Raw genomic sequence first — 22,814 nt, forward strand, 5'->3', positions numbered from 1 at the left:
TTTGTTTTTAATACCCCATTCTTGTCGCTTCTGTATGAAATACTTTGGCCCCCTGATCGTTCCGATGCTTCTGACTGCGGCTTTATCCGCACGGCAGGAAGTGTTGTTTGTCGGCAATAGCTTCACCCACGGACACGAGAATCCCGTGATGGTCTACAACAAGGCCAACATCACCGATGCCAACGCGTCAGGCTACGGCGGTGTTCCGGGAATTTTCAAAAAGCTCACGGACCAGGCTGGGCTAGATTACGGCGTGACCATCGAAGCGGTGAGCTCGCAGACGTTTTCGTATCACCTGGCCAATCGAGCGACGATCATTGCCGATCCGAAATGGAACGTGGTGGTGTTGCAGGAGAACAGCACGAGGCCGCTGCCATCGAACAAAGGGGGCGAGCCCGCATTGTTTCTCAGCGGCGGCGACGGTTTGCAGGATTTGATACTCAGTGCGAATCCGGATGCGCGTGTGTTGCTCTACGAAACCTGGGCATCGCCTACCTCGGCCGATGGCAACGGCTATGCGGGCAATTTGCAGGCTATGCAAAACGATCTGCACGACGCCTATTACAGGCTGTATTATCGATCCAAGCGCACGTCGGGGAAAATAGATTTCACGGGAATGGTGAGGGTGGGCGACGCGTTTCTCCGTGCCGTAGATGGCGGTTACGCGGACCCGAACGCGGATGACGGGTTTATGCCCGGAACATTTTACCTCTGGTCCACCGGTGATCACCGTCATGCCGGAAAATACGGGAGCTATCTTTCCGCGGTTCTGTTCTACGCGAAGATCACGGGACTCGATCCTCGAGATATTGGCGCGGGAACCGGAACTGCGGCGGCCGATCTGGGGATCAGTGCGACGCATGCGGCTCAAATTCACCTCGTCGCTTACGAAACGCAGAACCTGCCGGAGCCGGAACCGCCCGCGCCGCTGTTGCCGGCGATCAACCGGCTGTTATCAGGCGTCAGTCCTTACAATTGGAACAACGCGTCGAACTGGACTGCGGGCGCGTTGACGACTGAGCACGGCGTGTTGATTGATGCGAGTTCTCCGGCGAGTTCGATCGTGGCCAACAGCACGCAGGGCAGTCCGACGTCCTCGGTAAAAAATCTGAGCTTCGACATCGGCGGCGCGACCAAGGCCGTTCAGGCAAACGCCACGGTGACGACGACGCGCATTCTCAATCTCACGGGAGGCACGGACGCATTGGGAGGGACGTCGCTTTTACACCTGAGCAATGCAACGACGGGAACAGTTAATATCGGCACGAACCCAGGTTGGGGAAAACTCGTGATCACGCCCTCGGCCGATGGTGACATCGTGGTGGAAAACGCCGCGGCCACGCTCGTCTTGGGATCGACATCGGAAATTTCCGGAGCGATCAGTCTTGGAAAACGAGGAGTGGGGAGCTTGGTGTTTATCGGTGCGAATACGTTCGGCACCGGCGCCGCCAATCTCCTCGACATCTTTGAGGGCTCGGTCGTGGCCAACACTGCGATTTCGGGAGCGAACTCCGCGACCGGCGCGGCGGGTGTGCGCGTGCGTTCTGCGGCGATATTGAGCGGAGTCGGCCAGATCACGCCGGGATCGGCGAAACGGGTGAGTATAGATGCCGGCGGCAGCATCGCGCCGGGCCCGGGTTTGGGAACGTTGACGATCAACGGAGCCGCCACCACGGGCAGCGTCTTGGGATTGGCGTCCGGCGCGCGATTAAACATTGAGCTGAACACTGCGGGAGCAAGCGACTTTCAGTCGGACAAAATCTCGGTGTTAAACGCTGCGACAGGCGATGTCGTGTTCTCCGGAGCGAGCGTCGATTTCAGTGATCTTTCGGCGGGACGATTACCTGCGGGCGACTATGTGTTGTTCACGGCTTCTTCGGGTGCAGCCTATGCGGGACTTTCGGTGGACGGGTCGGGGCGTATTCTTTCCGGTTTGACCATCGACTCGGGACTCGACGCTTACAATGCTGGTTTGTGGGTGGTTGGCGGCTCGATCGTGGCGAGGCTGTCGCCTAAACCTTATACGCTTTGGCGAAACCGTTGGTTTACGCCTACCGAGCAGCAAAACTCCGCGGTTAGCGGTGACTTGGCGGTTATTATGGGAGACGGCATTTCCAACCTGATGAAATACGCGCAAGGCCTCGAGCCCAAGACGGTCGCCGCGGCGTTCTCGCCGTTGGAGGCGGGCGCGAGCGTGATCGACGGGCACATGCATCTGGCAATTTCTTATCACGAGGCTCTGGAGGCCACGGATCTCGATTACGTGATAGAGGTTTCTTCGGATCTGAACGCGTGGTATTCGGGATCGAGATACACGATGGAGACAAGCCGGACCAATACCGGTGACGGTCTGACGCGAATTGTTTCTGCGATCGTTGTGAGACCGGAACACCGCTTCGCCCGGTTGCGAATCACTCGGCGTTGAGAATAAAAAAACCGCCTGCACAGGCGGTTTTTTTAGGGCGGACGGTTTTGATGCCGTGAGGCGAATCAGCTCCGGCGGCGGCGCATCACCAGCGCCGCAAAGGCCGCAAGGCCGGCAAGCACGCCGAACGAGCCGGGTTCGGGTATGACGGAGTAGGCGCCGACCACGCTGGGGTCCAGCAGGCCGCCACCGTTGATGGAAATTCCGGTGACGCTGGCAATGGCGCCGAAATCCGTCACGCCGAGGTCGGTGAAGGAAAACGAGACACCTGATAATTTGCCGCCGGTGAGGGTGCCGGTGCCCGTGTTGTAATCGACATTGGCCAGCGAAGTCTGCGTGAAGTTGGCGGCGAGAAGGCTGAGCGTGAACGAGCCGACCTGCACGTTGGAAGCGTTGATCAACGTGACGGTGAAGGGATCGCCGTAAGTGGTGGTCGGAGTGGTTTCGAGAACGAAGAACCGGGTGGATGCATTAAGGGTGAGACCCGTGAACTGGAAGCGTCCGCTGTTCATGTTGTTGACGGCGTCGTTCACCGTCAGGCCAGAAGCAGCCGCGTTCGAATCGGTCGGAGCGGTGCCGATCGAGTAAGGCGTGTTGTTGACGGCTGTGACGTTGTTGGCGACGGCGCCAAGCAGTCCGCTGAACGTGCCTTCGCTGGTAGTGAGTGTTGTCACAGTCGCGTTGCCCGTTATGATTTCGGGTGAACCGGCGGTGAAGCTGCCGGAGAGGCCGATATCGGTGACTTGGAGCGGAGTCGCGTGCACAAGTGGCAGTCCTAGAGCGATGGCCAATAGCGAAACGAGGGATGCGGCGCGTGAGGTTAAGCGAGGCTTCATAAAGATGGGGTTACTTCTCTTGAAAATGGCAGAGGGTAGTTGTTTTTCAACCCTAAATGTTAGCGTTAACATTCAGGGATTCGATTTGTGGAAAACGGCTGGTTTAAAGCTGGCTGCTTGCGACGATTAGATGGAATCCTTTTTGAAAACTGAAAGCAGGGGCTCTGTCTTGAGGCTAGAATTTAGCGATTTGACGGCCTATTACAAAAAAGCCCGACCGATAAAGGCCGGGCGGTAATTGCGATGCGAACGGGTGTCTTTAGATCGCGTGGATGGCGCTCTTGCTTACGGCCATCGCGGCTTCTTTGACGGCTTCGGACATCGTAGGGTGGGCGTGGATCGTGCGAGCTAGGTCTTCGGCGCTGCCGCCGTATTCCATGTGCGTGACGATCTCGCTGATGAGTTCGCCGGCGTTTTTGCCGAGGATCTGGGCACCGAGGATTTTGTCGGTCTTGGCGTCAGCGATGATTTTGACGTAGCCATCGCCGGCGTCGTTCGCGAGGGCGCGGGCGTTGGCGGCAAAGTTGAATTTGCCGACGTTGATCGCGAGGCCCTTGGCTTTGGCGGCGTCTTCACCGATACCCACAGAGGCAACCTCGGGCTCGGTGTAGATGATGGCGGGCATGAGATCCCAGTTCACGTGACCGTGCTTGCCGGCGATCCATTCGGCGACGGCGACGCCGTCTTCCTCGGCTTTGTGCGCAAGCATCGGACCATCGATGACGTCACCGATTGCCCACACGCCTGCAGCGGTGGTCTTGAGGTGGGCGTCGACCTTGATGCGTTTTTTGTCGGTGAGTTCCACGCCGGCTTTGTCGAGGTCGAGGTTGTCGGCGTAGGGACGGCGGCCGACGGCGACGAGAACTTTGTCGGCGGGGAATTCGAGGACCTTGCCCTCGCGTTCGGCGGTGAGGATGCCTTTGGAGAAGCCGGTGACCTTAGCGCCGCACTCGATTTTGAGTCCCTGTTTCTGGAGCAGGCGGGTGAAGTTGCGGACGATGTCGTCGTCGTTGGCGGCGGCGATCTTGGGGAGGAACTCGACGATGGTGACCTCGGAGCCGAGGCGGGCCCAGACGGAGCCGAGTTCGAGGCCGATGGCGCCGCCGCCGACGACCACGAGTTTCTTGGGGACCTCGGTGAGGGTGAGAGCCTCGGTGCTGGAGATGACGGTCTTGCCGTCGAACTTCATGAATGGCAGCTCGACGGGGGCCGAGCCGGTCGCGATGACGATGTTCTTGGCCGTGAGCGATTGGTCGCCGACGGCAACGGTGTTGGCGGAGGTGAACTTCGCTTCGCCGGTGATGACGGTGATCTTGCGGGCCTTGGCAAGGAGGGCGACGCCGCCGGTCATCTTGGCGACGATGCCGTCCTTCTTTTTGAGCATGGCGGCGATGTCGATGGAGACGCCGTCGATTTTGATGCCGTGTTCGGACGCGTGCTTTTGCGCGAAGAGGAAGTGCTCGGAGGAAGCGAGCAGGGCTTTGCTGGGAATGCAGCCGACGTTGAGGCAGGTGCCGCCGAGTTCGGCGCGTTTGTCGATGAGGGCGACCTTGAGGCCGAGCTGCGCGGCGCGGAAGGCGCACACGTAGCCGCCGGGGCCTGCGCCGATGACGATGAGATCGAAGGATGGGGAGGACATTGTATTTAACGCAGAGTCGCAGAGGCGCGGAGAGAAGCCGGGATGGCCTGCGGATGGACTCCGCGTCTCTGCGCCTCTGCGTTAAAAAATCAGACGCTGAGGAGAAGGCGGGTCGGGTCTTCGATGGCCTGCTTGATTTTGACGAGGAAGGTGACGGCTTCTTTGCCGTCCACGAGGCGGTGGTCGTAGCTGAGGGCGAGATACATCATCGGACGGATGACCACCTGACCGTTGAGGGCGACGGGGCGATCGTTGATCGCGTGGAGTCCGAGGATCGCGCTCTGGGGGGCGTTGATGATCGGGGTGGAGAGCATCGAGCCGAAGATGCCGCCGTTGGTGATGGTGAAGCAGCCGCCTTCAAAATCGGGGAGGCCAAGTTTGCCGTCGCGGGCTTTCTTGGCGACTTCGCCGATGGCCTTCTCGATGCCGGCCATGTCGAGTTTGTCACAGTCGCGCACCACGGGGACGACAAGGCCCTTCTCGGTGGAGACGGCCATGCTGATGTCGAAGTAGTGGTTCTGGATGACCTCGTCGCCGTCGAGCTGGGCGTTGATGGCGGGAACGTCTTTGAGTGCCTGCACGACGGCCTTGGTGAAGAAGCTCATGAAGCCGAGCTTCACGCCGTTCTTTTTGACGAAGTCGTCCTGATATTTTTTGCGGAGCTCCATGACGGCGGACATGTCGACCTCGTTGAAGGTGGTGAGCATGGCGGCCTCGTGCTGGGCGGAGACCAGGCGCTTGGCGATGGTCTGGCGGAGTTTGCTCATCTTGACGCGGGAGCGGCGGCCGGTGGCGGGTGCGGTGACCACGGGCGCGGAGGCAGGCAAAGCGGAAGAGGGGGCGGCGGCGACAGCGGCGGAAACCGTCGAGGCTTTCGGAGCGGATTCGGCGGCAGCGAGGACATCGCCCTTGGTGACGCGACCGGCTTTACCGGTGCCTTCGACCTTGCTGACGTCGATGTTGGTCTCGGCGGCAACGCGACGGACGGCGGGCGATTGCTCGGTGGAGGCGGCAGTCTTGGCGGGCGCGGGGGCGGCTTCCTTTGCGGCCGGAGCGGCAGCGGCGGGTGCAGGAGTGGCGCCGGCGGCGGAGGAATCGATGGTGGCGACGACTTCACCGATTTTCACTTCGGTGCCGGGCTGAACCTTGAACGTGATCTTGCCGGCGGATTCGGCGACGCCTTCTGAGGTGATTTTGTCGGTTTCGAGTTCGAAGAGGGGCTGGTCCTTCTTGACGACGTCGCCGTCGGCGACGTGCCACTTGGCGAGGACGCCAGAGCTGATGGATTCGCCGAGGGGCGGGATTTTGACTTCGATGAGGGACATGGGTCGGAGGAGAAGTAGCGAGTAGTGAGTAGCGGGTAGTGAGTAGGAGGGCAGCGAGTGGCGGGGGAGTAACGGCTTGGATGCTCGCTACTCACTACCCGCTACTCGCTACTTTTTCAGATCGCGAACGCGTCCTTGAGGAAGGCGGCGAGTTCGCGTTTGTGGATGGCGAGCGAGCCGACGGCCGGGGAGGCGGAGGCGTCGCGACCGATGTAGGCGGCCTTGCGTCCGAAGATCGTCTCCAATTCGGGAGCGATGAAGGTCCAGGCACCGTTGTTCTGGGACTCTTCCTGACACCAGATGAGCTTCGTCTTGCCGTAGGTCTTGGCGACCTCGGCGAGCTTGTCCTTGTGCAACGGATACAACTGCTCGACGCGCACGATGGCGGTGTCGGTGATTTTGTTGGCCGTGCGATAGGCGTCCAAGTCGTAGTAAACCTTACCGGAACAGAGGATCAGGCGCTTGGCGGTTTTCGGTGCGCTCGGATCGTCGATGATCTCCTGGAATGCGCCGGTGGTGAAATCCTCCATCTTCGAGGTGGCGGCAGGGGAACGCAGAAGAGACTTGGGCGACATGATGATGAGCGGCTTGCGGAAGTCGCGTTTCATCTGGCGGCGCAGCGCGTGGAAGTAGTTCGCCGGAGTGGTGATATTGGCGACCTGCATGTTGTCCTCGGCGCACAGCTGGAGGAAGCGTTCGAGACGGGCGGAAGAATGCTCAGGGCCCTGACCCTCGTAGCCGTGAGGCAGGAGGAGGACGATTCCGCTCATGCGCTGCCATTTCGATTCGGAGGAGGCGAGGAACTGGTCGATTACGACCTGGGCACCGTTGGCGAAGTCGCCGAACTGGGCTTCCCAAATGCAGAGCATCTGGGGGTAATCGAGCGAGTAGCCGTAATCGAAGCCGAGCACGGCGGCCTCCGAGAGCAGGGAGTTGTAAACGCAGAAACGCTCCTGCTTGTCGTCGATGTTGAGGAGCGGGACGTATTTCTCGCGGGTGTCGGAGTCGTAGAGAACGGCGTGGCGGTGGCTGAAGGTGCCGCGTTCGCAGTCCTGGCCGCTGAGGCGGACGGGCGTGCCCTCAGTGAGGAGGGTGCCGAACGCGAGCGCTTCGCCGAAGCCCCAGTCAACCGGACCACCTTCCTTGTGGGCCTGGATGCGTGTCTCAAGGATACGCTTGATCTTCGGGTTGATCTTAAAGTTGGACGGGATCTTGGTGAGGCCGTTGACAACCTTCGTGAGCGTGTCGGCGGAGACGCCGGTGGGCACGGGAACGTGGCTGTAACCGGGTTGGAAGATCGCAGTGGAGCCGGTGAACGGACTGGTGGTCTGGCCGGCGGCGGCGGTGGCGGCCTCGGCGGCCTTGGCCTTCTCGAAGGACGCTTCCATCGCGGCGGTGTATTCGGCTTTGATGGCCTCGGCACCGGCAGCGCTCAGCGTGTCTTCCTTGATCAGGCGCTCGGAGTAAGGCGTGGAGATGAGCGGGTGGGCGGCGATCTTCTTGTAGAGAACCGGCTGGGTGAACGCGGGTTCGTCGGCCTCGTTGTGGCCGTGGCGGCGGTAGCAATACATGTCGATCACGACGTCGCGCTGGAACTTCACGCGGAATTCGAGGGCGAGACGCGTCACGTAGCAGACGGCCTCGGGGTCGTCGCCGTTGACGTGGAACACGGGGGCTTCGATGAGCTTGGCGACGTCGGTGCAGTAACGCGTCGAACGGGCGTCGGCAGGCTGGGTGGTGAAGCCGATCTGGTTGTTGATGACCAGGTGGACGGTGCCGCCGGTGCGGTAGCCGGGGAGCTGGGAGAAGTTAAGGGCCTCGGCGATCACGCCCTGGCCGGCGAACGCGGCGTCGCCGTGTATCAGGAAAGGGCATACGCGACGGCGCTCGACATCGCCACGGATGCGCTGGCGTGCGCGGGCCTTGCCCTCGACCACGGGGTTGACGATTTCCAAGTGCGACGGGTTGGCGGCGAGGCGGACCTCGACGGTCTTGCCGGAGGTGGTCTTGAGCTCGGCCTCGTAGCCGAGATGGTATTTCACGTCGCCGTCGCCGCCGACGGTGTTGGGAATGTAGTTTTCCGAGAACTGCTCGAAGAGGACGTCGAACGGCTTGCGAAGGATGTTGGTGAGGACGCTGAGACGGCCGCGATGGGCCATGCCCATGACGATCTCTTCGACGCCGACCTCGGGGCTGTATTCGATCATGGCATCGAACGCCGCGATCATGGTTTCGCCACCTTCGAGGGAGAAACGCTTCTGGCCAACGAAGCGCGTGTGGAGGAATTTCTCGAAGAGCTCGGCCTTATGGAGGCGACGGAGGATGCGGACCTTCTGGTCGCGGGTGAACGACGGACGGTTGTGCGTGGCCTCCATGCGGGACTGGAGCCAGTCGCGCGCATCGAGATCCTGCATGTAGAGATACTCGACGCCGATGTGACCGCAGTAGGTTTCGTTCAGCGCGGTGATGAGCGCGCTGAGCTTCATCTGGCCGCCGCTCTTGAAATTGCCGACGGAGAAAGACTCGTTGAGGTCGGCCTCGGTCAGGCCGAAGTGCTGGTAGTTAAGACGGGGGAAAGGGGAGGGCGGCGGGCTGAGCGGATCGAGATGCGCCTGCATGTGACCGTGGGCGCGGTAGGCGTTGATGAGGCGGAGAACTTGCGCCTGTTTCGAGCTGTCCAGGACGTTCACCGGAGACGCGCCGACGGCGGCGAGACCGGAGCCGTTGCTGCCGAGGGCAAAACCTTGGAAGAAGGCGCGCCACGTCGGATCGACGGAGTCGGGGTTATTGAGCCATGCGTTGTAGGCCGCTTCGATGACTTCGGAGTTGGCGCGCGTGGGGAGGGACAGGGAGTTCATGGAGGGTTAAGCAAAAAAGACGCGTTTACCGAAGGGGGTTTGGATACACGTCGAGCTCGCTTTATTAAGGTCTATAATAATGAAAAATCTTTATTATCCTGCATGACAAAGACCCGTTACTCAAGTGTCATCCAGCGACGCTGCCGCCATAGACTACGTTGTGAAATTTTCTAACTGACCGAAGTGGCGGCTTAATTAGTTTTGATGATTCGTATGGAAACTCAGATCAAAGACTCTCTTATCAACCTCTTGGCTGCGATTAAGGCATCTAATGGCCAAATCATTCGCGATGAGATGGCGCGTCTGGATGAATTTCTTGAAGCGGGCCGGGACACGTTGCATCCGCAACTCGTTCATTTTCTGGAGAAAAGGAGCTATGCGAAGGCCGTCCTGTTCCTGGGCGGTGAAAGCGATATTCCGGTGGGAATCTGCGGAGGGAAGGCGGGGCGGACTTCGGGTAATTAAGCCTCGCGGCTATAAGTCATTCCGCTGTTTTGGTATCAATTTTAAGTTATGAGCAAAGATAAGATCTCGACGGATGGAGGACAGAATCTGGGGCAAAATCCCTTTGGCGGACTCGGTGGACTGAGCTTTCCGGCGGGTAATCCGGTTCCTCGGGCGAATGCGCTGTTGCCGGCCAACGAAGCGAAAACCGCCAAGAATCGTGGCCGTGTAGAAGTGTTGCGCATGACGGCTGGACGCGGCGGCAAAACGGTGACGGTGGCGCGGGCGTTTGTCGGGATCGGTCTGCCGGAAAAAGAACAGCTCGCGAAAAAAATACAGAAGGCGTGCGGCTCGGGCGGCACCGTGAAGGACGGGCAGATCGAGATTCAGGGCGACCAGCGCGAGGTCGTGGCGCGGGTGCTTACGGAGGCGGGATTCCGTCCGGTGATGGCGGGTGGGTGAGCGGGTGGGCGAAATATTAACGCAGAGACTCAGAGGCACGGAGAGGCGAAGAAGTCATTTTTCCACGGATCTCTGCGATACTCCGCGCCTCTGCGTCTCTGCGTTAAAAATCTGTTTTACGGCGGCGCTCGGCGTTATGCGGCGAGACCCGCTGCGAGGGCGAGGGCGCTCTTGGCGCGGTTCAGGATGTAAAGGTGATAGCCGGGGGCGCCGTGGGCGAGGAGGTCGCGGATTTGGGTGAGCGCCCAGTCGATGCCGATGATCTCGACGACGTCGGGGTTCACTTCGGCGACTTCGAGACGGCGGGCGAGTTGCGCGGGCAACACCGAGCCGGAGAGCGTGGCGATGCGCTGGACCTGTTTCACCGAGAGGACCGGCATGAGTCCGGGGACAATCGGAACAATAATGCCAGCGGCGCGGCATTTATCGACGAAGCGGTGATAGATAGCGTTGTCGAAGAAGAGCTGCGTGGTGATGAACGCGGCGCCGGCGTCGACCTTGCGCTTGAGGGCGTCGAGGTCGGCTTCGAGCGAGACGGCTTCGGGGTGTTTTTCGGGATAGCCGCCGACACCGAGACAGAAATCGGGGTGGCGGGTTTTGAGAAGCGTGACGAGTTCGTTGGCGTAGCGGAGGCCGTCGGGCGCGACGGTGAACTCGGTGGCGCCCTTGGGCGGGTCGCCGCGGAGTGTCATGATGTTGCGGAAACCGCCGTCGTAAATCTGGTCGGCGAGCGCGACGAGTTCAGCGCGGCTGTGGCCCACGCACGTGAGGTGGGGCATTACGGTGAAGCCGAGCTCATCTTTGAGGAGGCGGCTGATTTGGGCAGTGCGTTCGCGGGTAGTGCCGCCGGCGCCGTAAGTGACGGACACGAAATCCCAGGGAATCGTCTTCAAAGCGGTGGCGGTCTGACGCAGGGCCTCAACACCGGCGTCGTCCTTCGGCGGGAAGAATTCGAGGGAGCGGAGCGGGCGGTTTTCGGCGAAGAGCGCGGAGATGGGCCGGTCGGGATTCATTTACGTATCAATGTATGCGCATTCGTTGATGTGTTGGCAAGTCGCGAGTGAATTGGGTGTGTTTGATAAATAAATCAGACCATCGCTAATGCTCTACGAGTGAAACGAGAAAAAGTGCTGGGCCGGCGTTGCCCTCGACGGCACGGGCCGCTGGCCCGCCTCCGTCTCTGTCGCCTTGTCCGAGCACCTTTTCTCGATCACGCTGGCCTGATTTATTTATCAAGCACACCCTAGGCGCTGGCGAGCTCGCGGTCTTTCTCGGTTTTGAGGCGGAGTTGTCCGCAGGCGGCGTCGATGTCGTGGCCTTTTTCACGGCGCAAGGTGACGGAGATGCGGGCGTCGCGGAGGACGTCGGCGAACCGTTCCAGACGCGTGTTTGAGGGGCGTTTCCAAGGGAGCCCTTCCACGGTGTTATACGGGATGAGATTCACGTGGGCGTGCAGGTCGCGGGCGATGTCGCGGAGCTTTTCGGCCTGCTCGATCATGTCGTTCACTTCCTCGATGAGGATGAACTCGAGCGTCACCATGCGGCCGTGCTTTTCGTTAAAGGCCTTGATCGCGGGGAGGAGTTTTTCCAGCGGGTAGGCCTTGTTGACGGGCATGATCTTCTCGCGGACCTCGTTGGTCGCGCCGTGAAGCGAGATGGCGAGGCGGATGCCGAGGGGCTCTTCGGCGAGCTTGAGGATTTTCGGAACGAGGCCTGACGTGGACAACGTGATGCGGCGGGCGCCGACGCCGAGTCCCCATTCGGCGTTCACGATGGTGAGGGCACGGATGATGTTGTCGTAGTTGGCGAGCGGTTCGCCCATGCCCATGACCACGATGTTGTCGAAGGAGGCGAGCTCCATGCGGGCGCGGGGAGTGCGGGCATCCTCGCGGTAGCAAACGTGCAGGAGTTGGGCGACGATCTCGCCGGCGTTGAGGTCGCGCTTGAGTCCGGCGAGGCCGGAGGCGCAGAAGGCACACGCCATGGCGCAGCCAACCTGCGTGGAAATACAAATGGTCTTACGCGACTCGTCGAGGCCGACGCCTTCTTGGGGGACGCGAATAATAACCGTCTCGATGAGGGAGCGGTCGCCCATCTCGAGGAGGAGCTTGTCGGTGACGTCGGTGGACTGTTTGCCAAGAACGAGGGAGGCGGGCATGAGTTCGAACGTCTCGTCGAGCCACGTGCGGAGCGGCTTGGAGAGGTTGGTCATGTCATCCCAGGTGCGGGCGCGTTTTTTATAGACCCACTCGAGGATTTGTTTCGCGCGGAAAGCCGGCTCGCCCTTCTCGCGGAGGCGAGTGGTGAGGGTGTCGAGGGTCTCGCCGGTGAGCGGCGGCTTGGCGGGCGTGAACTTCATGCTTGGAATACGAGTCGATAGACAGAATTAACAGAATTACAGATTAAACATGAACCTTCTCCAGCGCCACATCTTTGCGAGTGTGCTTTTCACCTGTGCGGTGGCTGCGGGCGTGTTCGCCTTCGTGTTAATCGTGGGCAACGCCTTCAGGGATCTGCTCGGATATCTTCTGGCGGGGCAGCTGACGATTGAGACGTTTTTAAAACTGAGCGTGCTGCTTATCCCTTATGTTGGCGTGCATGCACTGCCGGTGGGCATGTTGACGGGCGTGTTGCTGGTGCTGGGGCGGATGTCGGCCCAGCACGAAGTCACGGCGATGCGGGCGGCGGGGCTGGGCTTGGGATATTTATCGCGGCCGATCCTCTTGATCGCGTCGGCGGGTGTGGTGCTTTCACTGGGGCTGAACTTTTATTTCATGCCGCAGGCACGGACGCTTTACCGCAATGCGGTGAACGATGCGGTGCGGCAGAATCCGTTGCGCATGATCGTTGAGAAAACCTTCATCCGTGATTTTCCCGGCTTTGTGATTTACGCCGGCGGCAAGCAGGGTGGCGTGCTTGAGGACGTGTGGCTGTGGCGGTTGGACAAAGAAAAACGTGTGACTGAGTTCCTGCGCGCGAAGACCGGCCGGATCGATTATGACGATGAGTCGAACACGATGAAAGTCGTGTTGGTCGATACGTTTTCAGACCGCCGCAATCCCAAGAGTCCTGAAGTCTTCGCCAATACGGATACGCAGGTTTCGATGGGCGAGGCGTCGGTCGATATCCCGATGGAAAACCTGTTCGGCCAGCGGGTGGTTTCGCGCAAACCGAGTCTGATGACGCTCGATCAGTTGCTGGCTATGAAGAAGGAGCTGGCCGTGGCCAAAGCGCCGTTGTCGGAGCGCATGCGCGTCGATGTGGCCCTGAACGAAAAGGCGGCGGGCTCGCTGATGATCTTCGCCTTTACGCTGCTGGCGATTCCGCTGGGCATCAAAGTCTCCCGCAAGGAAACGATGGCCAATCTCGGCGTCGCGCTGTTGCTGGCGCTGGGCTATTATTTTCTGACGTTCATGGTGGGATGGCTGGATCGCTCGCCGGCGCTGCGACCCGACCTGTGGGTGTGGCTGCCGCCGGTGCTGTTTATCAGTCTGGGCGTGTGGATGTTTCGCCGGGTGGAGCGGATATGAGCGCAAAAAAGGCGGACCCGGCAGGTCCGCCTTTTTTTGGGAAGCACGCGGGGCGTGCGGTTACTTTTTGTCGAGGGCGCGGTTCAGTGCGCTGACGACGGCCTTGATCGAGGCGAGCTCGATGTTGGTGTCGATGCCCGCGCCGAAGAACGTGGTGCCGCGCTCGGTTTTGATCTGGATGTAGCTGACCGCGCGCGCCTCGGCACCGCTGCCGAGCGAGTGCTCGGAGTAGCTGACGAGTTCGAACTTGGGCAGGCCGGCGGCGCGCAAGGATTGCACGAAGGCATCGATCGGGCCGTTGCCGGTGCCGGTGACGATTTTCTCAACGCCATAGGCGAGTAAGTCGGCCTGGCAGGTGACCGTGCTGGTGCGCTCCATGGTGCGGAATTCGCGCAACGCGACCGGCGACACGCGGTCGATGTATTCGCGAACGAATACGTCGTGGATGTCCTGCGGCGTGAGCTCGGCGCCCTTGGAGTCAGCGAGGTCGTTGACGACTTTGCCGATCTCCTTGTGCATGAGCTTGGGCAACTGATAGCCGAACTCGTTTTCGAGGATGTAGGCGACGCCGCCTTTGCCCGATTGCGAGTTGATGCGGATGATCGCCTTGTAGCTGCGGCCGATGTCAGCCGGATCGATGGGGATGTAGATGACATCCCACGGACGGTCCGGGCTCTGGTGGGGCCACGACTTCTTGATGGCGTCCTGATGCGAGCCACTGAAGGCGGTGAAAACCAGTTCGCCGGCGTAAGGATGGCGCGGATGGATTTCCATGCGCGTGCAACGCTCGTAGACATCGCGGATGTGGTTGATGTCGCTGAAGTCGAGCTTCGGGTCGATGCCGTGCGTGTAGAGATTCAACGCGACGACGACCAGGTCGAGGTTGCCGGTGCGCTCACCGTTGCCGAAGAGTGTGCCCTCGACGCGGTCGGCGCCGGCCAGCAATGCGAGCTCGGTGGCAGCGACGCCGGTGCCACGGTCGTTGTGAGTGTGCAACGACACGATGGTCGCTTCACGGCGCGTGAGGTGCGTGCACATCCACTCGATCTGGTCGGCGTGGACGTTGGGCGTCGCATACTCGACGGTCGCGGGCAGGTTGAGGATGATCTTGTTGGCCTTAGTGGGCTGCCAGGCGTCCGAGACGGCCTCGCAGATTTCCAAGGCGAATTCCAACTCGGTGCTCGTGAAACTCTCGGGCGAATACTCGAGGCGCAGGTTCGTGCCGGCGTCAATCAACGCCTGTCCGTGCTTTTTCAGCAACGACACGCCCTTGACGGCGATGGCCACGATGTCGGCCTTGGACGCGCCGAACACGTAATCGCGCTGCTTGGGCGACGTGGAGTTGTAGAGGTGAAAAATGACGTTCTTCGCGCCCTTCAATGCCTCGAGGGAACGCGTGATGAGCTCCTCGCGGCACTGGCAGAGGATCTGGATGGAGACATCGGCGGGTATGCGGTTTTCCTCGATGAGGCGGCGGCAGAAATCGAATTCGATCTGGGACGCAGAAGGGAAGCCGACTTCGATTTCCTTGAAGCCGATTTTCACCAGCATATCGAAGAACTCGATTTTCTCTTCGACGTTCATGGGCTGGGCGAGGGCTTGATTGCCATCGCGCAGGTCAACGCTGCACCACGTCGGGGCGCGTTCGATGACGCGGCCGGGCCACTGGCGGTCGGGCAGGTTTACGGGAGGAAACGGACGGTATTTCGTGACGGGAGCGGATTGCATAAGCGAAACAATGAAACGGAACAATTTAAGCGGTTGAACCTGCGACCGGAAGGACCGGTGGCGGGCGCGGACTTGAACAACGGACGCACAATCAGCCGAACACGCGGCCCTCTGGGATCGTGCGTCTAGCTAAGTCGAAGCGCCTGAATGATGTTTCGCATCAAGAGGTCCAATTAGCCTTCGCTGGCCGTCGAAGTCAAGGAACGCGTTGAGAGCGGTTTCCGCTGTAACCCAAGGGCGTGAGCTGCGTCTTGCCTATCGTGTATGCCGTATCATTTATCTCCCCATGCCCCCCGACGAAGAGACCTTTGACCTTGCCGGTTGTCTCTCGAGGGTGCGTGCGTCCGACCAGCGGGCGGCTCGGGATCTGGTTGAACATCTGCACCCGATGGTTATTCGCATCGTCCGCGCCCGCCTCCCGCGCCGCGTCGCCGAGGAAGATCTCACCCAGGAGATTTTTTTAAAAATGTTCACGCGCATCGCACAGTATCAGGGCAACGTGCCTTTCCCTCATTGGGTCTCGCGCATCGCGGTGACGACCTGCATCGACCACCTGCGCGCCCAAAAACGCCGCCCCGAGTTTCGTTGGGCCGACCTTTCTGAAAACGAGGCCGACGTCCTGGATGCCGTGCTCACGAGCGAGAATGACGTCGCCGCCGGTGATGCAATGGCCGCCCACGAACTGGTTCATAAGTTGCTGGGTCAGCTCAAGCCCGACGACCGCCTCGTCCTCCAGCTGCTCGACCTCGAGCAAAAAACCCTGGCCGAAGTGGGCGTGCTCACCGGCTGGAACATCACTCTCATCAAAGTCCGCGCTTTTCGAGCGCGGCGGAAATTGCAAAAGCTGTTTGTGGAATTAAAGAAAAAGGAACGCGCATGAAAACTTCACCCACCTCTTGGAACCGTCTTGTGACGGCCGCCCGCCTGGCTCCGGCCGATCAGCGGGACGAGACTGCGCCGCATGGCTTTGCCACCCGCGTCAGCGCGCTGGCGATGTCCGCCGGAGAACCGACCTTCGCGACGCTCTTCGCCCGCTTCTCGCTGCGTTCGCTCGGCGTGTGCGGCCTGCTCATGGTGCTCGGCGTGACGCTTAATCTCAGCTCGGTGGTCAATGCCTTCGAGAGCGATTCCTCGGTGACCCTTAATGATCCCGTGGCCGAATGGCTTAACGCCTCTTCTTAAACGTGGCCTCCACCGCTAAAATTATTCTCGCCGTTGGCGGCATCTTTATCGCCGGCGCAGTCACCGGAGGTTTCGTGAGCCTTCGTGTGGCGGACCATCTGGCCCGTCAAAAACGGCTCGTCGAACGCATCGGCCCGTCCGAGATCGGTGCGCGTCTGGCCGAGCAACTTCAGTTGACGCCCGAGCAAAAGGACAAAATCCGCCCGATCATCACCCGCACGTCCGAAGAGTTGCGCAAGGTCCGTCGTGATTCGTTCAGCCAGACGGCGGAGCTCGTGTCCAAAATGGATGCGGATTTGGCGAAATTGCTGACCGTTGAACAACAAGCTTTGTTGAAGGAAATCCGCCAGCGTGAGGAAGAGCGCCGCAAGCAGTGGATGAACGAACGCACCAAGCGTAATAACGAGCGCAACGAACCGCGCCCGCCCGGCGGTCCGGCGGAAGACGGTGCGCGTCCCTCCGGACCACCGCCGGCGCCCTGATTTTTGGCGGCAGGTTTTCTACGAGCTTGCCGAGTGAGCCCGTCTGGCTGACTGGTGGTTTATGCCTGAACCCACCGGCCACATGCTGCATTTCGCTTACGGCGAGGATCTCCCGCATGCCGAGTTCGAGCGCGTGTGCCCGGGCGCACAATGGTTCGGCCCCGCAGGACTTGAGGGCTATCAATTGGTGTTTAACGCCGCCGGACGGGCCAACGTGAAAGCGGTCGAGGGCGCGACGGTCTGGGGCGCGTTGTGGATGGTGCCTGCTTCGTCGCTGCCGATGTTGGACGCTGCGATGGCCGAAGGTTACGAACGCTGCACGCGCCGGATCGTTTCTCCGGCGGGCCCGCGCATAGAGGCAATGTTATATCTTTCGACGGCTTCGACGGAAGCGGCACCTGCCGCGGGATTGCTGGACGTGCTGCTGGGCGCCGCGAAAGAAAACCGCCTGCCCGCAGCTTACGTGAACGAGCTGAAGGCGTTGGGCATGACGGTTAAATCACGCAAAGATTCTCGTTGAACCGCGCGATGACCGCCGCACTGTTCGCGTCGGCCAGGTGCCATGCATGGGCAGGCGCGTGAACCCCGCCAGGACCGGAAGGTAGCAACGGTAACGACGTCCTCCTAGTGCCGTGGAGTGCCTGGCCACTTTTTTTTCAAGCCGACGGCGGCGGGTAAACCCGCTATGGCCGCCGGTCTGGGCAAGACGCCTGCTTACTTGAAGCGCACGCAGACCGGCGCGCCGATTTTCACGGTCTGGCCGGTGGGCGTGAGGCGGCCCGTCTGGGCATCAATGGAGAAAAGCACCAGCGAGTCGCCGTCCTGATTGGCGGCGATCAACCAGCGACCGGTTGGATCGAGGCTGAAATTGCGCGGGTTGCGACCTTGGGTGGAGACGTGTTCGACGGTCGAAAGCGTGCCGGTCGCCGCATCCACGGAGAACACGGTGATGCTGTCGTGTCCGCGGTTGGAGCCGTAAACGAAACGACCATCGGGGCGAACCAAGACCTCGGCGGTGGTGCTGTGACCGGTGAAGTCGGCGGGGAGGGTGGGGATGGTTTGCAGGGCCTTGAGTTCGCCGGTGTCCGCGTCGAGCGAGAAGGTCGTGAGGGTGTTCGCCAGCTCGTTGATCACGTAGGCGTGGCGACCGTCGGGCGACTGGGCGAGGTGACGCGGACCGCTGCCGGCCTCCAGTGAAACCGACGCTGGCTCCGCCGCCGTGAGCGTGCCGGTGGTCGAGTCGACGCGGTAGGTGTAGATTTTGTCGGTGCCGAGGTCGGCGGCGAAGGCGAATTTCCCATCGGCCGACGGATTAATCGAATGGGCATAGGGCGCTTTTTGGCGCGTGGGGTGGACGCTTTTGCCCTCGTGCTGGTCGACCGAGGCGGGCGTGGGTTCCTCCAAGCCGCCATCGGTGCGCACGCGGAGCAATGCGACCACGCCGCTGCTGTAGTTGGCAACCATCACGGCTTTGCCGTCGGGCGTGACGGATACATGGCACGGTCCCTTGCCGGCGGTGGCGGCGGTGTTGATCAAGGTGAGCAAACCATCGGCCGCGTTGATCGTATAGGCGCTGACTGAGCCGCTGGGTTTGCCGGCGTAGCTCGCACCGGCGCCTTCGGAGACGGCGTAAAGAAAGCGGCGGTCAGGCGAAAGGGCGACGAACGACGGGTTGGACGCCTCGGCGGCCAGCACGGGTTCACCCAGCTTACCGGTCTCCGTATCGAAACGGGCAACGTAGATCCCCTTGCTGGACGTCTTGGTGTAAGTGCCGATGTAAACGAGAAGTTCGCGAGCGGAGACGAGTGCGGTGGTCATGACAAAAAGGGTGAGGACGATGAGGGGACGCATGGGGCGGGGTGGGGGATGTTTTTACTGAATGATACGGGGATTGCATGCAAGCCGCGGGCTTTGCAAGTTGGGCCGCTTATGGCGTTGTTCAGCTTGCTCGATGTTAATCTCTGCTTTGGTGGTCCGGCGGTCCTTGATAAGGTCAACTTTCAAGTCGATCCGGGCGAACGGCTGTGCCTGGTCGGGCGCAACGGCGCGGGTAAATCCACGCTGATGAAAACCATCGCGGGCGAAATCAAGCCGGACACCGGCGCGGTTTTCCGCCAGCCCGGTGCGCTCTTTACGCGCCTTACGCAGGAAGTGCCGACAGATATCATCGGCTCGGTGACCGACATCGTCACGTCGGGCCTGCGCCCGCAGACCGAGCACGAGGAAGACTGGGAGCGCGATGTGCGCGTCGACAACCTCATCGAGAAACTCCAGCTGGCGCCCTCGGCTCAGTTCGGTGCGCTCTCCGGTGGTTTGAAACGTCGCGTGCTGCTCGCCCGCGCGCTCGCCGGACAGCCCGATCTTCTGCTCCTCGACGAGCCGACGAACCATCTCGATATCGAAAGCATTCTCTGGCTCGAAGAATTTCTCCTCACCGAGAAACCCAGCTTGTTCTTCGTCACGCACGACCGCGCATTCCTCAAAAAACTCGCCACACGCATCGTCGAGCTCGACCGCGGCATCCTCACCAATTGGGACTGCGACTACGACACCTACCTCCAGCGCCGCGCCGACCGCCTCGAAGCCGAAGAGCGCCAGCAGGCCGCGTTCGATAAACGACTCGCGCAGGAAGAAGAGTGGATCCGCCGCGGTGTGCGCGCCCAGCGTTCCCGCGCCCAAGGCCGCGTGCACCAGCTCATGGCGATGCGTGCCGAGCGTGCCGCCCGCCGCAGCAAGGTGGGCAATGCCAATTTGAAACTGGTCGATGCCGAGCGCTCGGGTGCCAAGGTCGTCGAGGTCGAGAACATGAGTTTCTCGTATCCGGACGGACGCGTGCTTGTTGAGAATTTCAACACCACGATCATGCGGGGCGACAAGATCGGTCTCATCGGCCCCAACGGCGCCGGCAAGACCACGCTGATCAAGCTTCTCCTCGGCCAGCTCGAGCCGAGCTCCGGCACGATCAAGCACGGCACGCGCATGGAAGTGACCTACTTCGACCAGATGCGCTCGTTGATCGACGACAACAAGACGGTTGCCGACAACCTGAACCTTGGTAGCGACAGCATCACCATCGACGGGCGCACGCGCCATGTGATCAGCTATCTTCAGGACTTTCTTTTCACGCCCGACCGCGCCCGCACGCCCGCCCGCGTGTTGTCCGGCGGCGAACGCAATCGTCTGCTGCTCGCTCGTCTGTTCACCAAGCCCGCCAACGTCCTCGTGATGGACGAGCCGACCAACGATCTGGATGCCGAGACGCTGGACCTGCTGGAAAATCTACTCGTGGAATATCAGGGCACGCTGCTCGTGGTGAGCCACGATCGTTCCTTCCTCGACGAAGTCGTCAGCAGCACGCTGGTCTTCGAAGGCAACGGACAGATCGGCGACTTCGACGGCGGTTACACCGATTGGAAAGACGAGATGGCCAAGCGCGCCATCGCCGCAGCCGCTCCGGTGAAGAGCGGTGTGGCCAAGCCCACGCCCAAAGCCGCCGCGGCCGCCGCCCGCAAACTCAACAACAAGGAGCAGCGCGAACTCGCCGAGTTGCCCGCGCGTATCGAGAAACTGGAGACCGAACAGGCTGAGCTCACCGCCAAGCTGGGCGACGTTTCCATCTATCGCAAAGACCCCGCCGGTGCCGCTGCCGCCAAGGCGCGTCTGGACGAGATCGAGGCCGAACACGCCATCGCGTTTGCGCGTTGGGAAGAGCTGGAGGCCGTGAAGTGAGATGAACCGAACGGACCGGCTCGTCGGGATGGTGATGCATTTGCAAGGCCGGCGCGTGGTGCGTGCCGAGGAGCTGGCGGAGCACTACGGCATCAGTGTTCGCACGGTGTATCGTGACATCGCGGCGCTCGGCGAAGCCGGGGTGCCGGTGGTGGGCGAGGCGGGGGTGGGGTATTCGTTGGTGAAGGGTTATCACCTCCCGCCGGTGATGCTGACGGTGGAGGAGGCCGGGGCGTTGTTTACCGGTGGTGAACTGGCAAAGAAGTTTACGGACGGTTCGCTCGATGCGGCCGTCGATGGCGCACTCAACAAGCTGCGCGCGGTGCTGCCTGGTGATCGCAAGGATCATCTGGAACACCTCGCCCGCGGCACGGTGATCGCGAGCATGCCGGGATCGCCGGTGGCGGGCGCGGGCGGCGGACCGCCGTGTCTGGCCGCGGTGCAGCAGGCGGTGGCGCGGCGGCGGGTGCTGGCACTTTCGTATCGGGCGCGGGAAAAACAGGAGGATACGATGCGCGAAGTGGAATCGCTCGGCGTCGTTTTTTACGGTGGCAACTGGTATCTGGTCGCGTGGTGCCGGTTGCGCAAAGACCTGCGTCATTTCCGCGTGGACCGTATTCAGAATCTGGAGCTGCGGTCGGAGACGTTTGGGACGCGCGAGGATTTTTCGCTGAGCCGGCACATCGAGGACTACGCGCGGCAGGGCGAGACCTTTCCGGCCAAAATATGGCTGGCGCGCGAGGTGCAGGAGCGGGCGCGCGCCGAGAGTTATGCCACGCTGGTGGCGGGGGAGGAACGCGATGGCGGCGCTGAGTTTTCGATCCTGACGTGGTCTTACGACTGGTTGGCGCGTTGGTTGATGTCATTCGCGGACAAGGCCGAGGCGCTTGAGCCGGTGGTGTTGCGCGACACGGTGCGGGCTCATGCCGAGGCGGTGGTGAAGCGGCATCGGAGTCCGCGCAAACGCTCCTGACACAGGGTTGTCAGGGCGGTGTGGCAGACTCGGGGCACGATGAAAAAAGTAACACTCTATATCGCCGCCAGCCTCGATGGATTTATCGCGCGAACGGATGGGGCGATCGACTGGTTGCCCGTGCCGGACCTCGCCGGCGAGGACTACGGTTACGGTGAGTTGCTGGAGTCGGTCGATACGCTGCTGCTGGGGCGTAAAACCTACGAGCAGGTGCTCACGCTCGGTCCGTGGCCTTATGAGGGCAAACGCTGCATCGTATTCAGCGCAACGCGGGCCGGACAACGCGACGACCGGGTGGAGTTTGTCGATTGTGACATCGCGGCCTGCGTGCGTGAACTCAAGGCCGAGCCGGGCGAGGGTATCATCTGGCTGGTGGGCGGGGCGGAGATCATCGCGGCGTGTCTGGCGGGCGGCGTGGTGGACGAGATTATCCTCACGACCGTGCCGGTGTTGTTGGGTGAAGGTATCCGGTTGTTTCCAGAAACGACGTGGCTGACGCGGCTGAAGCTGGAGAACGTTCACGCTTATCCCGATGGTTTGGTGCAGCAGATCTACTTGATGGCCGCGGTGCCGGTTGAGCCGCAGGCGCTTGCCTTTGCCTGAGGCCGGCGTTGCGTGTCGGGCATGTCGATTTTTTCCGCGCGCCGCTCAATCAAGCCTGTTGCGATGGACGCTTCCCGTGAAGTGCCGCGCGAAGTGCTGCTGCAATTATTGGAGGATGCACATTGGGCGCCGACGCACGGGCTGACGCAGCCGTGGAGGTTTCATGTTTTTGAGGGAGCGGCCCGCGCACGACTCGCGGACGGTTTGCAAGGGCTCTACGATCGCGTGACTCCGACAGCTGCGCGCAACGAGGACAAGCGGGCGAAACTCGGGACCACGCCGCGATTGGGTCCGGTCGTGATCGCGGTGGCGGCGCACGTGGAGCCGAACGGAAAGATTCCTGAGATCGAGGAAATCGCGGCGGTGTCGTGCGCGGTGCAAAACCTGATGTTATCCGCCCACGAGAAGGGCCTCGGTTCCTTCTGGAGCACGCCGCCCGTCACGATGTCGGCGGAGTTCGCGACGTGGCTCGGGCTGGATGCGACGCACCGGATGCTGGGCCTGGTTTATCTCGGATATCCCAAGGCCGGGAATGTTCCTGCGACCAGCACGCGGGATGCCTTGGAAAAGCAGGTGGTTTTCCACGACGCCTGACGCG

20 protein-coding genes and 1 other RNA gene are annotated in these 22,814 nt (G+C 61.3%); 13 read left to right on the forward strand and 8 right to left on the reverse strand.

Translation table 11 applies throughout. The features are described 5' to 3' along the window. Positions 1-34: 34 nt before the first annotated feature. On the forward strand, positions 35-2,425 hold the full coding sequence (locus FPL22_RS15430; protein ID WP_144353891.1) for an autotransporter outer membrane beta-barrel domain-containing protein: 2,391 nt from the start codon (positions 35-37) through the stop codon (positions 2,423-2,425). Positions 2,426-2,490: 65 nt separating this feature from the next. On the opposite strand, the gene FPL22_RS15435 is transcribed toward FPL22_RS15430, so the two are convergent. From FPL22_RS15435 to FPL22_RS15450, 4 genes are all read right to left on the reverse strand, one after another. Next, on the reverse strand, positions 2,491-3,261 hold the full coding sequence (locus tag FPL22_RS15435) for a hypothetical protein (protein WP_144353893.1): 771 nt from the start codon (positions 3,259-3,261) through the stop codon (positions 2,491-2,493). A 259-nt stretch (positions 3,262-3,520) separates the two neighbouring features. After that, positions 3,521-4,900, reverse strand: coding sequence for a dihydrolipoyl dehydrogenase (gene lpdA, locus FPL22_RS15440; RefSeq protein ID WP_144353894.1), 1,380 nt, complete (start codon positions 4,898-4,900; stop codon positions 3,521-3,523). Positions 4,901-4,989: 89 nt separating this feature from the next. Further along, positions 4,990-6,225: a 2-oxoglutarate dehydrogenase complex dihydrolipoyllysine-residue succinyltransferase gene (odhB, locus tag FPL22_RS15445; RefSeq protein WP_144353895.1), complete on the reverse strand. Its 1,236-nt coding sequence runs from the start codon at positions 6,223-6,225 to the stop codon at positions 4,990-4,992. A 116-nt stretch (positions 6,226-6,341) separates the two neighbouring features. Further along, positions 6,342-9,083 (reverse strand): 2-oxoglutarate dehydrogenase E1 component, encoded by a 2,742-nt coding sequence (locus FPL22_RS15450; protein ID WP_144353897.1) that lies wholly within the window; start codon positions 9,081-9,083, stop codon positions 6,342-6,344. A gap of 213 nt (positions 9,084-9,296) precedes the next feature. On the opposite strand from FPL22_RS15450, the gene FPL22_RS15455 reads away from it, so the two are divergent. Continuing rightward, a complete protein-coding gene (locus tag FPL22_RS15455) occupies positions 9,297-9,548 on the forward strand; it encodes a hypothetical protein (protein ID WP_144353898.1) in 252 nt (83 codons plus the stop codon). A 48-nt stretch (positions 9,549-9,596) separates the two neighbouring features. Then, a complete protein-coding gene (locus FPL22_RS15460) occupies positions 9,597-9,989 on the forward strand; it encodes a translation initiation factor (RefSeq protein WP_144353900.1) in 393 nt (130 codons plus the stop codon). A gap of 134 nt (positions 9,990-10,123) precedes the next feature. Here FPL22_RS15460 and metF read toward each other — a convergent pair whose 3' ends face one another. Further along, positions 10,124-11,002 (reverse strand): methylenetetrahydrofolate reductase [NAD(P)H], encoded by an 879-nt coding sequence (gene metF / locus FPL22_RS15465; protein WP_144353902.1) that lies wholly within the window; start codon positions 11,000-11,002, stop codon positions 10,124-10,126. A gap of 230 nt (positions 11,003-11,232) precedes the next feature. Next, positions 11,233-12,348 (reverse strand): dual-specificity RNA methyltransferase RlmN, encoded by a 1,116-nt coding sequence (rlmN, locus tag FPL22_RS15470; protein ID WP_144353904.1) that lies wholly within the window; start codon positions 12,346-12,348, stop codon positions 11,233-11,235. 49 nt (positions 12,349-12,397) lie between these two features. Here rlmN and FPL22_RS15475 point away from each other — a divergent pair, with 49 nt between their 5' ends. Then, complete coding sequence (locus FPL22_RS15475) at positions 12,398-13,519, forward strand: LptF/LptG family permease (RefSeq protein WP_144353906.1); 1,122 nt, start codon at positions 12,398-12,400, stop codon at positions 13,517-13,519. Positions 13,520-13,579: 60 nt separating this feature from the next. On the opposite strand, the gene leuA is transcribed toward FPL22_RS15475, so the two are convergent. Next, positions 13,580-15,247: a 2-isopropylmalate synthase gene (gene leuA / locus FPL22_RS15480; RefSeq protein WP_144353907.1), complete on the reverse strand. Its 1,668-nt coding sequence runs from the start codon at positions 15,245-15,247 to the stop codon at positions 13,580-13,582. Between the two features lie 286 nt (positions 15,248-15,533). Here leuA and FPL22_RS15485 point away from each other — a divergent pair, with 286 nt between their 5' ends. The 5 genes from FPL22_RS15485 to ffs all read left to right on the forward strand — a co-directional run bounded on the left by FPL22_RS15485 (position 15,534) and on the right by ffs (position 17,561). After that, positions 15,534-16,127, forward strand: a complete 594-nt coding sequence (locus FPL22_RS15485) for an RNA polymerase sigma factor (RefSeq protein ID WP_144353908.1) — start codon at positions 15,534-15,536, stop codon at positions 16,125-16,127. Further along, entirely contained in the window at positions 16,124-16,429 is a 306-nt protein-coding gene (locus FPL22_RS15490; protein WP_144353909.1) for a hypothetical protein, read from the forward strand. The genes FPL22_RS15485 and FPL22_RS15490 overlap by 4 nt, the downstream gene beginning before the upstream one ends. 2 nt (positions 16,430-16,431) lie before the next feature. After that, positions 16,432-16,911: a hypothetical protein gene (locus FPL22_RS15495; RefSeq protein WP_144353910.1), complete on the forward strand. Its 480-nt coding sequence runs from the start codon at positions 16,432-16,434 to the stop codon at positions 16,909-16,911. Positions 16,912-16,972: 61 nt separating this feature from the next. Beyond that, positions 16,973-17,431: a gamma-glutamylcyclotransferase family protein gene (locus FPL22_RS15500; RefSeq protein ID WP_144353911.1), complete on the forward strand. Its 459-nt coding sequence runs from the start codon at positions 16,973-16,975 to the stop codon at positions 17,429-17,431. A gap of 31 nt (positions 17,432-17,462) precedes the next feature. Then, positions 17,463-17,561, forward strand: an RNA gene (gene ffs / locus FPL22_RS15505) — signal recognition particle sRNA small type. Positions 17,562-17,625: 64 nt separating this feature from the next. Here ffs and FPL22_RS15510 read toward each other — a convergent pair. Continuing rightward, on the reverse strand, positions 17,626-18,762 hold the full coding sequence (locus FPL22_RS15510) for a lactonase family protein (protein ID WP_144353912.1): 1,137 nt from the start codon (positions 18,760-18,762) through the stop codon (positions 17,626-17,628). Positions 18,763-18,840: 78 nt separating this feature from the next. On the opposite strand from FPL22_RS15510, the gene FPL22_RS15515 reads away from it, so the two are divergent. Genes FPL22_RS15515 through FPL22_RS15530 form a run of 4 tightly spaced genes read left to right on the forward strand, consistent with a single transcriptional unit; the run spans position 18,841 to position 22,810 of the window. Further along, complete coding sequence (locus FPL22_RS15515) at positions 18,841-20,640, forward strand: ATP-binding cassette domain-containing protein (RefSeq protein WP_144353913.1); 1,800 nt, start codon at positions 18,841-18,843, stop codon at positions 20,638-20,640. Between the two features lies 1 nt (position 20,641). Next, a complete protein-coding gene (locus FPL22_RS15520; protein WP_144353914.1) occupies positions 20,642-21,613 on the forward strand; it encodes a helix-turn-helix transcriptional regulator in 972 nt (323 codons plus the stop codon). A 39-nt stretch (positions 21,614-21,652) separates the two neighbouring features. Next, complete coding sequence (locus tag FPL22_RS15525; protein ID WP_144353915.1) at positions 21,653-22,216, forward strand: dihydrofolate reductase family protein; 564 nt, start codon at positions 21,653-21,655, stop codon at positions 22,214-22,216. A 21-nt stretch (positions 22,217-22,237) separates the two neighbouring features. Next, positions 22,238-22,810 carry a nitroreductase family protein gene (locus FPL22_RS15530; protein ID WP_144353916.1) on the forward strand — a complete coding sequence of 191 codons (573 nt, stop codon included), beginning with the start codon at positions 22,238-22,240 and terminating at the stop codon, positions 22,808-22,810. The last annotated feature ends 4 nt before the right edge of the window (positions 22,811-22,814 follow it).

It is taken from the genome of Rariglobus hedericola, assembly GCF_007559335.1.
Classification (GTDB): Bacteria; Verrucomicrobiota; Verrucomicrobiia; order Opitutales; family Opitutaceae; genus Rariglobus; species Rariglobus hedericola.

Excerpts from the sequence above, each read along its gene's own strand:
- FPL22_RS15430 (WP_144353891.1), top strand. The coding sequence starts at position 35 with ATGAAATACTTTGGCCCCCTGATCGTTCCGATGCTTCTGACTGCGGCT.
- FPL22_RS15435 (WP_144353893.1), bottom strand. The coding sequence starts at position 3,261 with ATGAAGCCTCGCTTAACCTCACGCGCCGCATCCCTCGTTTCGCTATTG.
- lpdA (WP_144353894.1), bottom strand. The coding sequence starts at position 4,900 with ATGTCCTCCCCATCCTTCGATCTCATCGTCATCGGCGCAGGCCCCGGC.
- odhB (WP_144353895.1), bottom strand. The coding sequence starts at position 6,225 with ATGTCCCTCATCGAAGTCAAAATCCCGCCCCTCGGCGAATCCATCAGC.
- FPL22_RS15450 (WP_144353897.1), bottom strand. The coding sequence starts at position 9,083 with ATGAACTCCCTGTCCCTCCCCACGCGCGCCAACTCCGAAGTCATCGAA.
- FPL22_RS15455 (WP_144353898.1), top strand. The coding sequence starts at position 9,297 with ATGGAAACTCAGATCAAAGACTCTCTTATCAACCTCTTGGCTGCGATT.
- FPL22_RS15460 (WP_144353900.1), top strand. The coding sequence starts at position 9,597 with ATGAGCAAAGATAAGATCTCGACGGATGGAGGACAGAATCTGGGGCAA.
- metF (WP_144353902.1), bottom strand. The coding sequence starts at position 11,002 with ATGAATCCCGACCGGCCCATCTCCGCGCTCTTCGCCGAAAACCGCCCG.
- rlmN (WP_144353904.1), bottom strand. The coding sequence starts at position 12,348 with ATGAAGTTCACGCCCGCCAAGCCGCCGCTCACCGGCGAGACCCTCGAC.
- FPL22_RS15475 (WP_144353906.1), top strand. The coding sequence starts at position 12,398 with ATGAACCTTCTCCAGCGCCACATCTTTGCGAGTGTGCTTTTCACCTGT.
- leuA (WP_144353907.1), bottom strand. The coding sequence starts at position 15,247 with ATGCAATCCGCTCCCGTCACGAAATACCGTCCGTTTCCTCCCGTAAAC.
- FPL22_RS15485 (WP_144353908.1), top strand. The coding sequence starts at position 15,534 with ATGCCCCCCGACGAAGAGACCTTTGACCTTGCCGGTTGTCTCTCGAGG.
- FPL22_RS15490 (WP_144353909.1), top strand. The coding sequence starts at position 16,124 with ATGAAAACTTCACCCACCTCTTGGAACCGTCTTGTGACGGCCGCCCGC.
- FPL22_RS15500 (WP_144353911.1), top strand. The coding sequence starts at position 16,973 with ATGCCTGAACCCACCGGCCACATGCTGCATTTCGCTTACGGCGAGGAT.
- FPL22_RS15510 (WP_144353912.1), bottom strand. The coding sequence starts at position 18,762 with ATGCGTCCCCTCATCGTCCTCACCCTTTTTGTCATGACCACCGCACTC.
- FPL22_RS15515 (WP_144353913.1), top strand. The coding sequence starts at position 18,841 with ATGGCGTTGTTCAGCTTGCTCGATGTTAATCTCTGCTTTGGTGGTCCG.
- FPL22_RS15520 (WP_144353914.1), top strand. The coding sequence starts at position 20,642 with ATGAACCGAACGGACCGGCTCGTCGGGATGGTGATGCATTTGCAAGGC.
- FPL22_RS15525 (WP_144353915.1), top strand. The coding sequence starts at position 21,653 with ATGAAAAAAGTAACACTCTATATCGCCGCCAGCCTCGATGGATTTATC.
- FPL22_RS15530 (WP_144353916.1), top strand. The coding sequence starts at position 22,238 with ATGTCGATTTTTTCCGCGCGCCGCTCAATCAAGCCTGTTGCGATGGAC.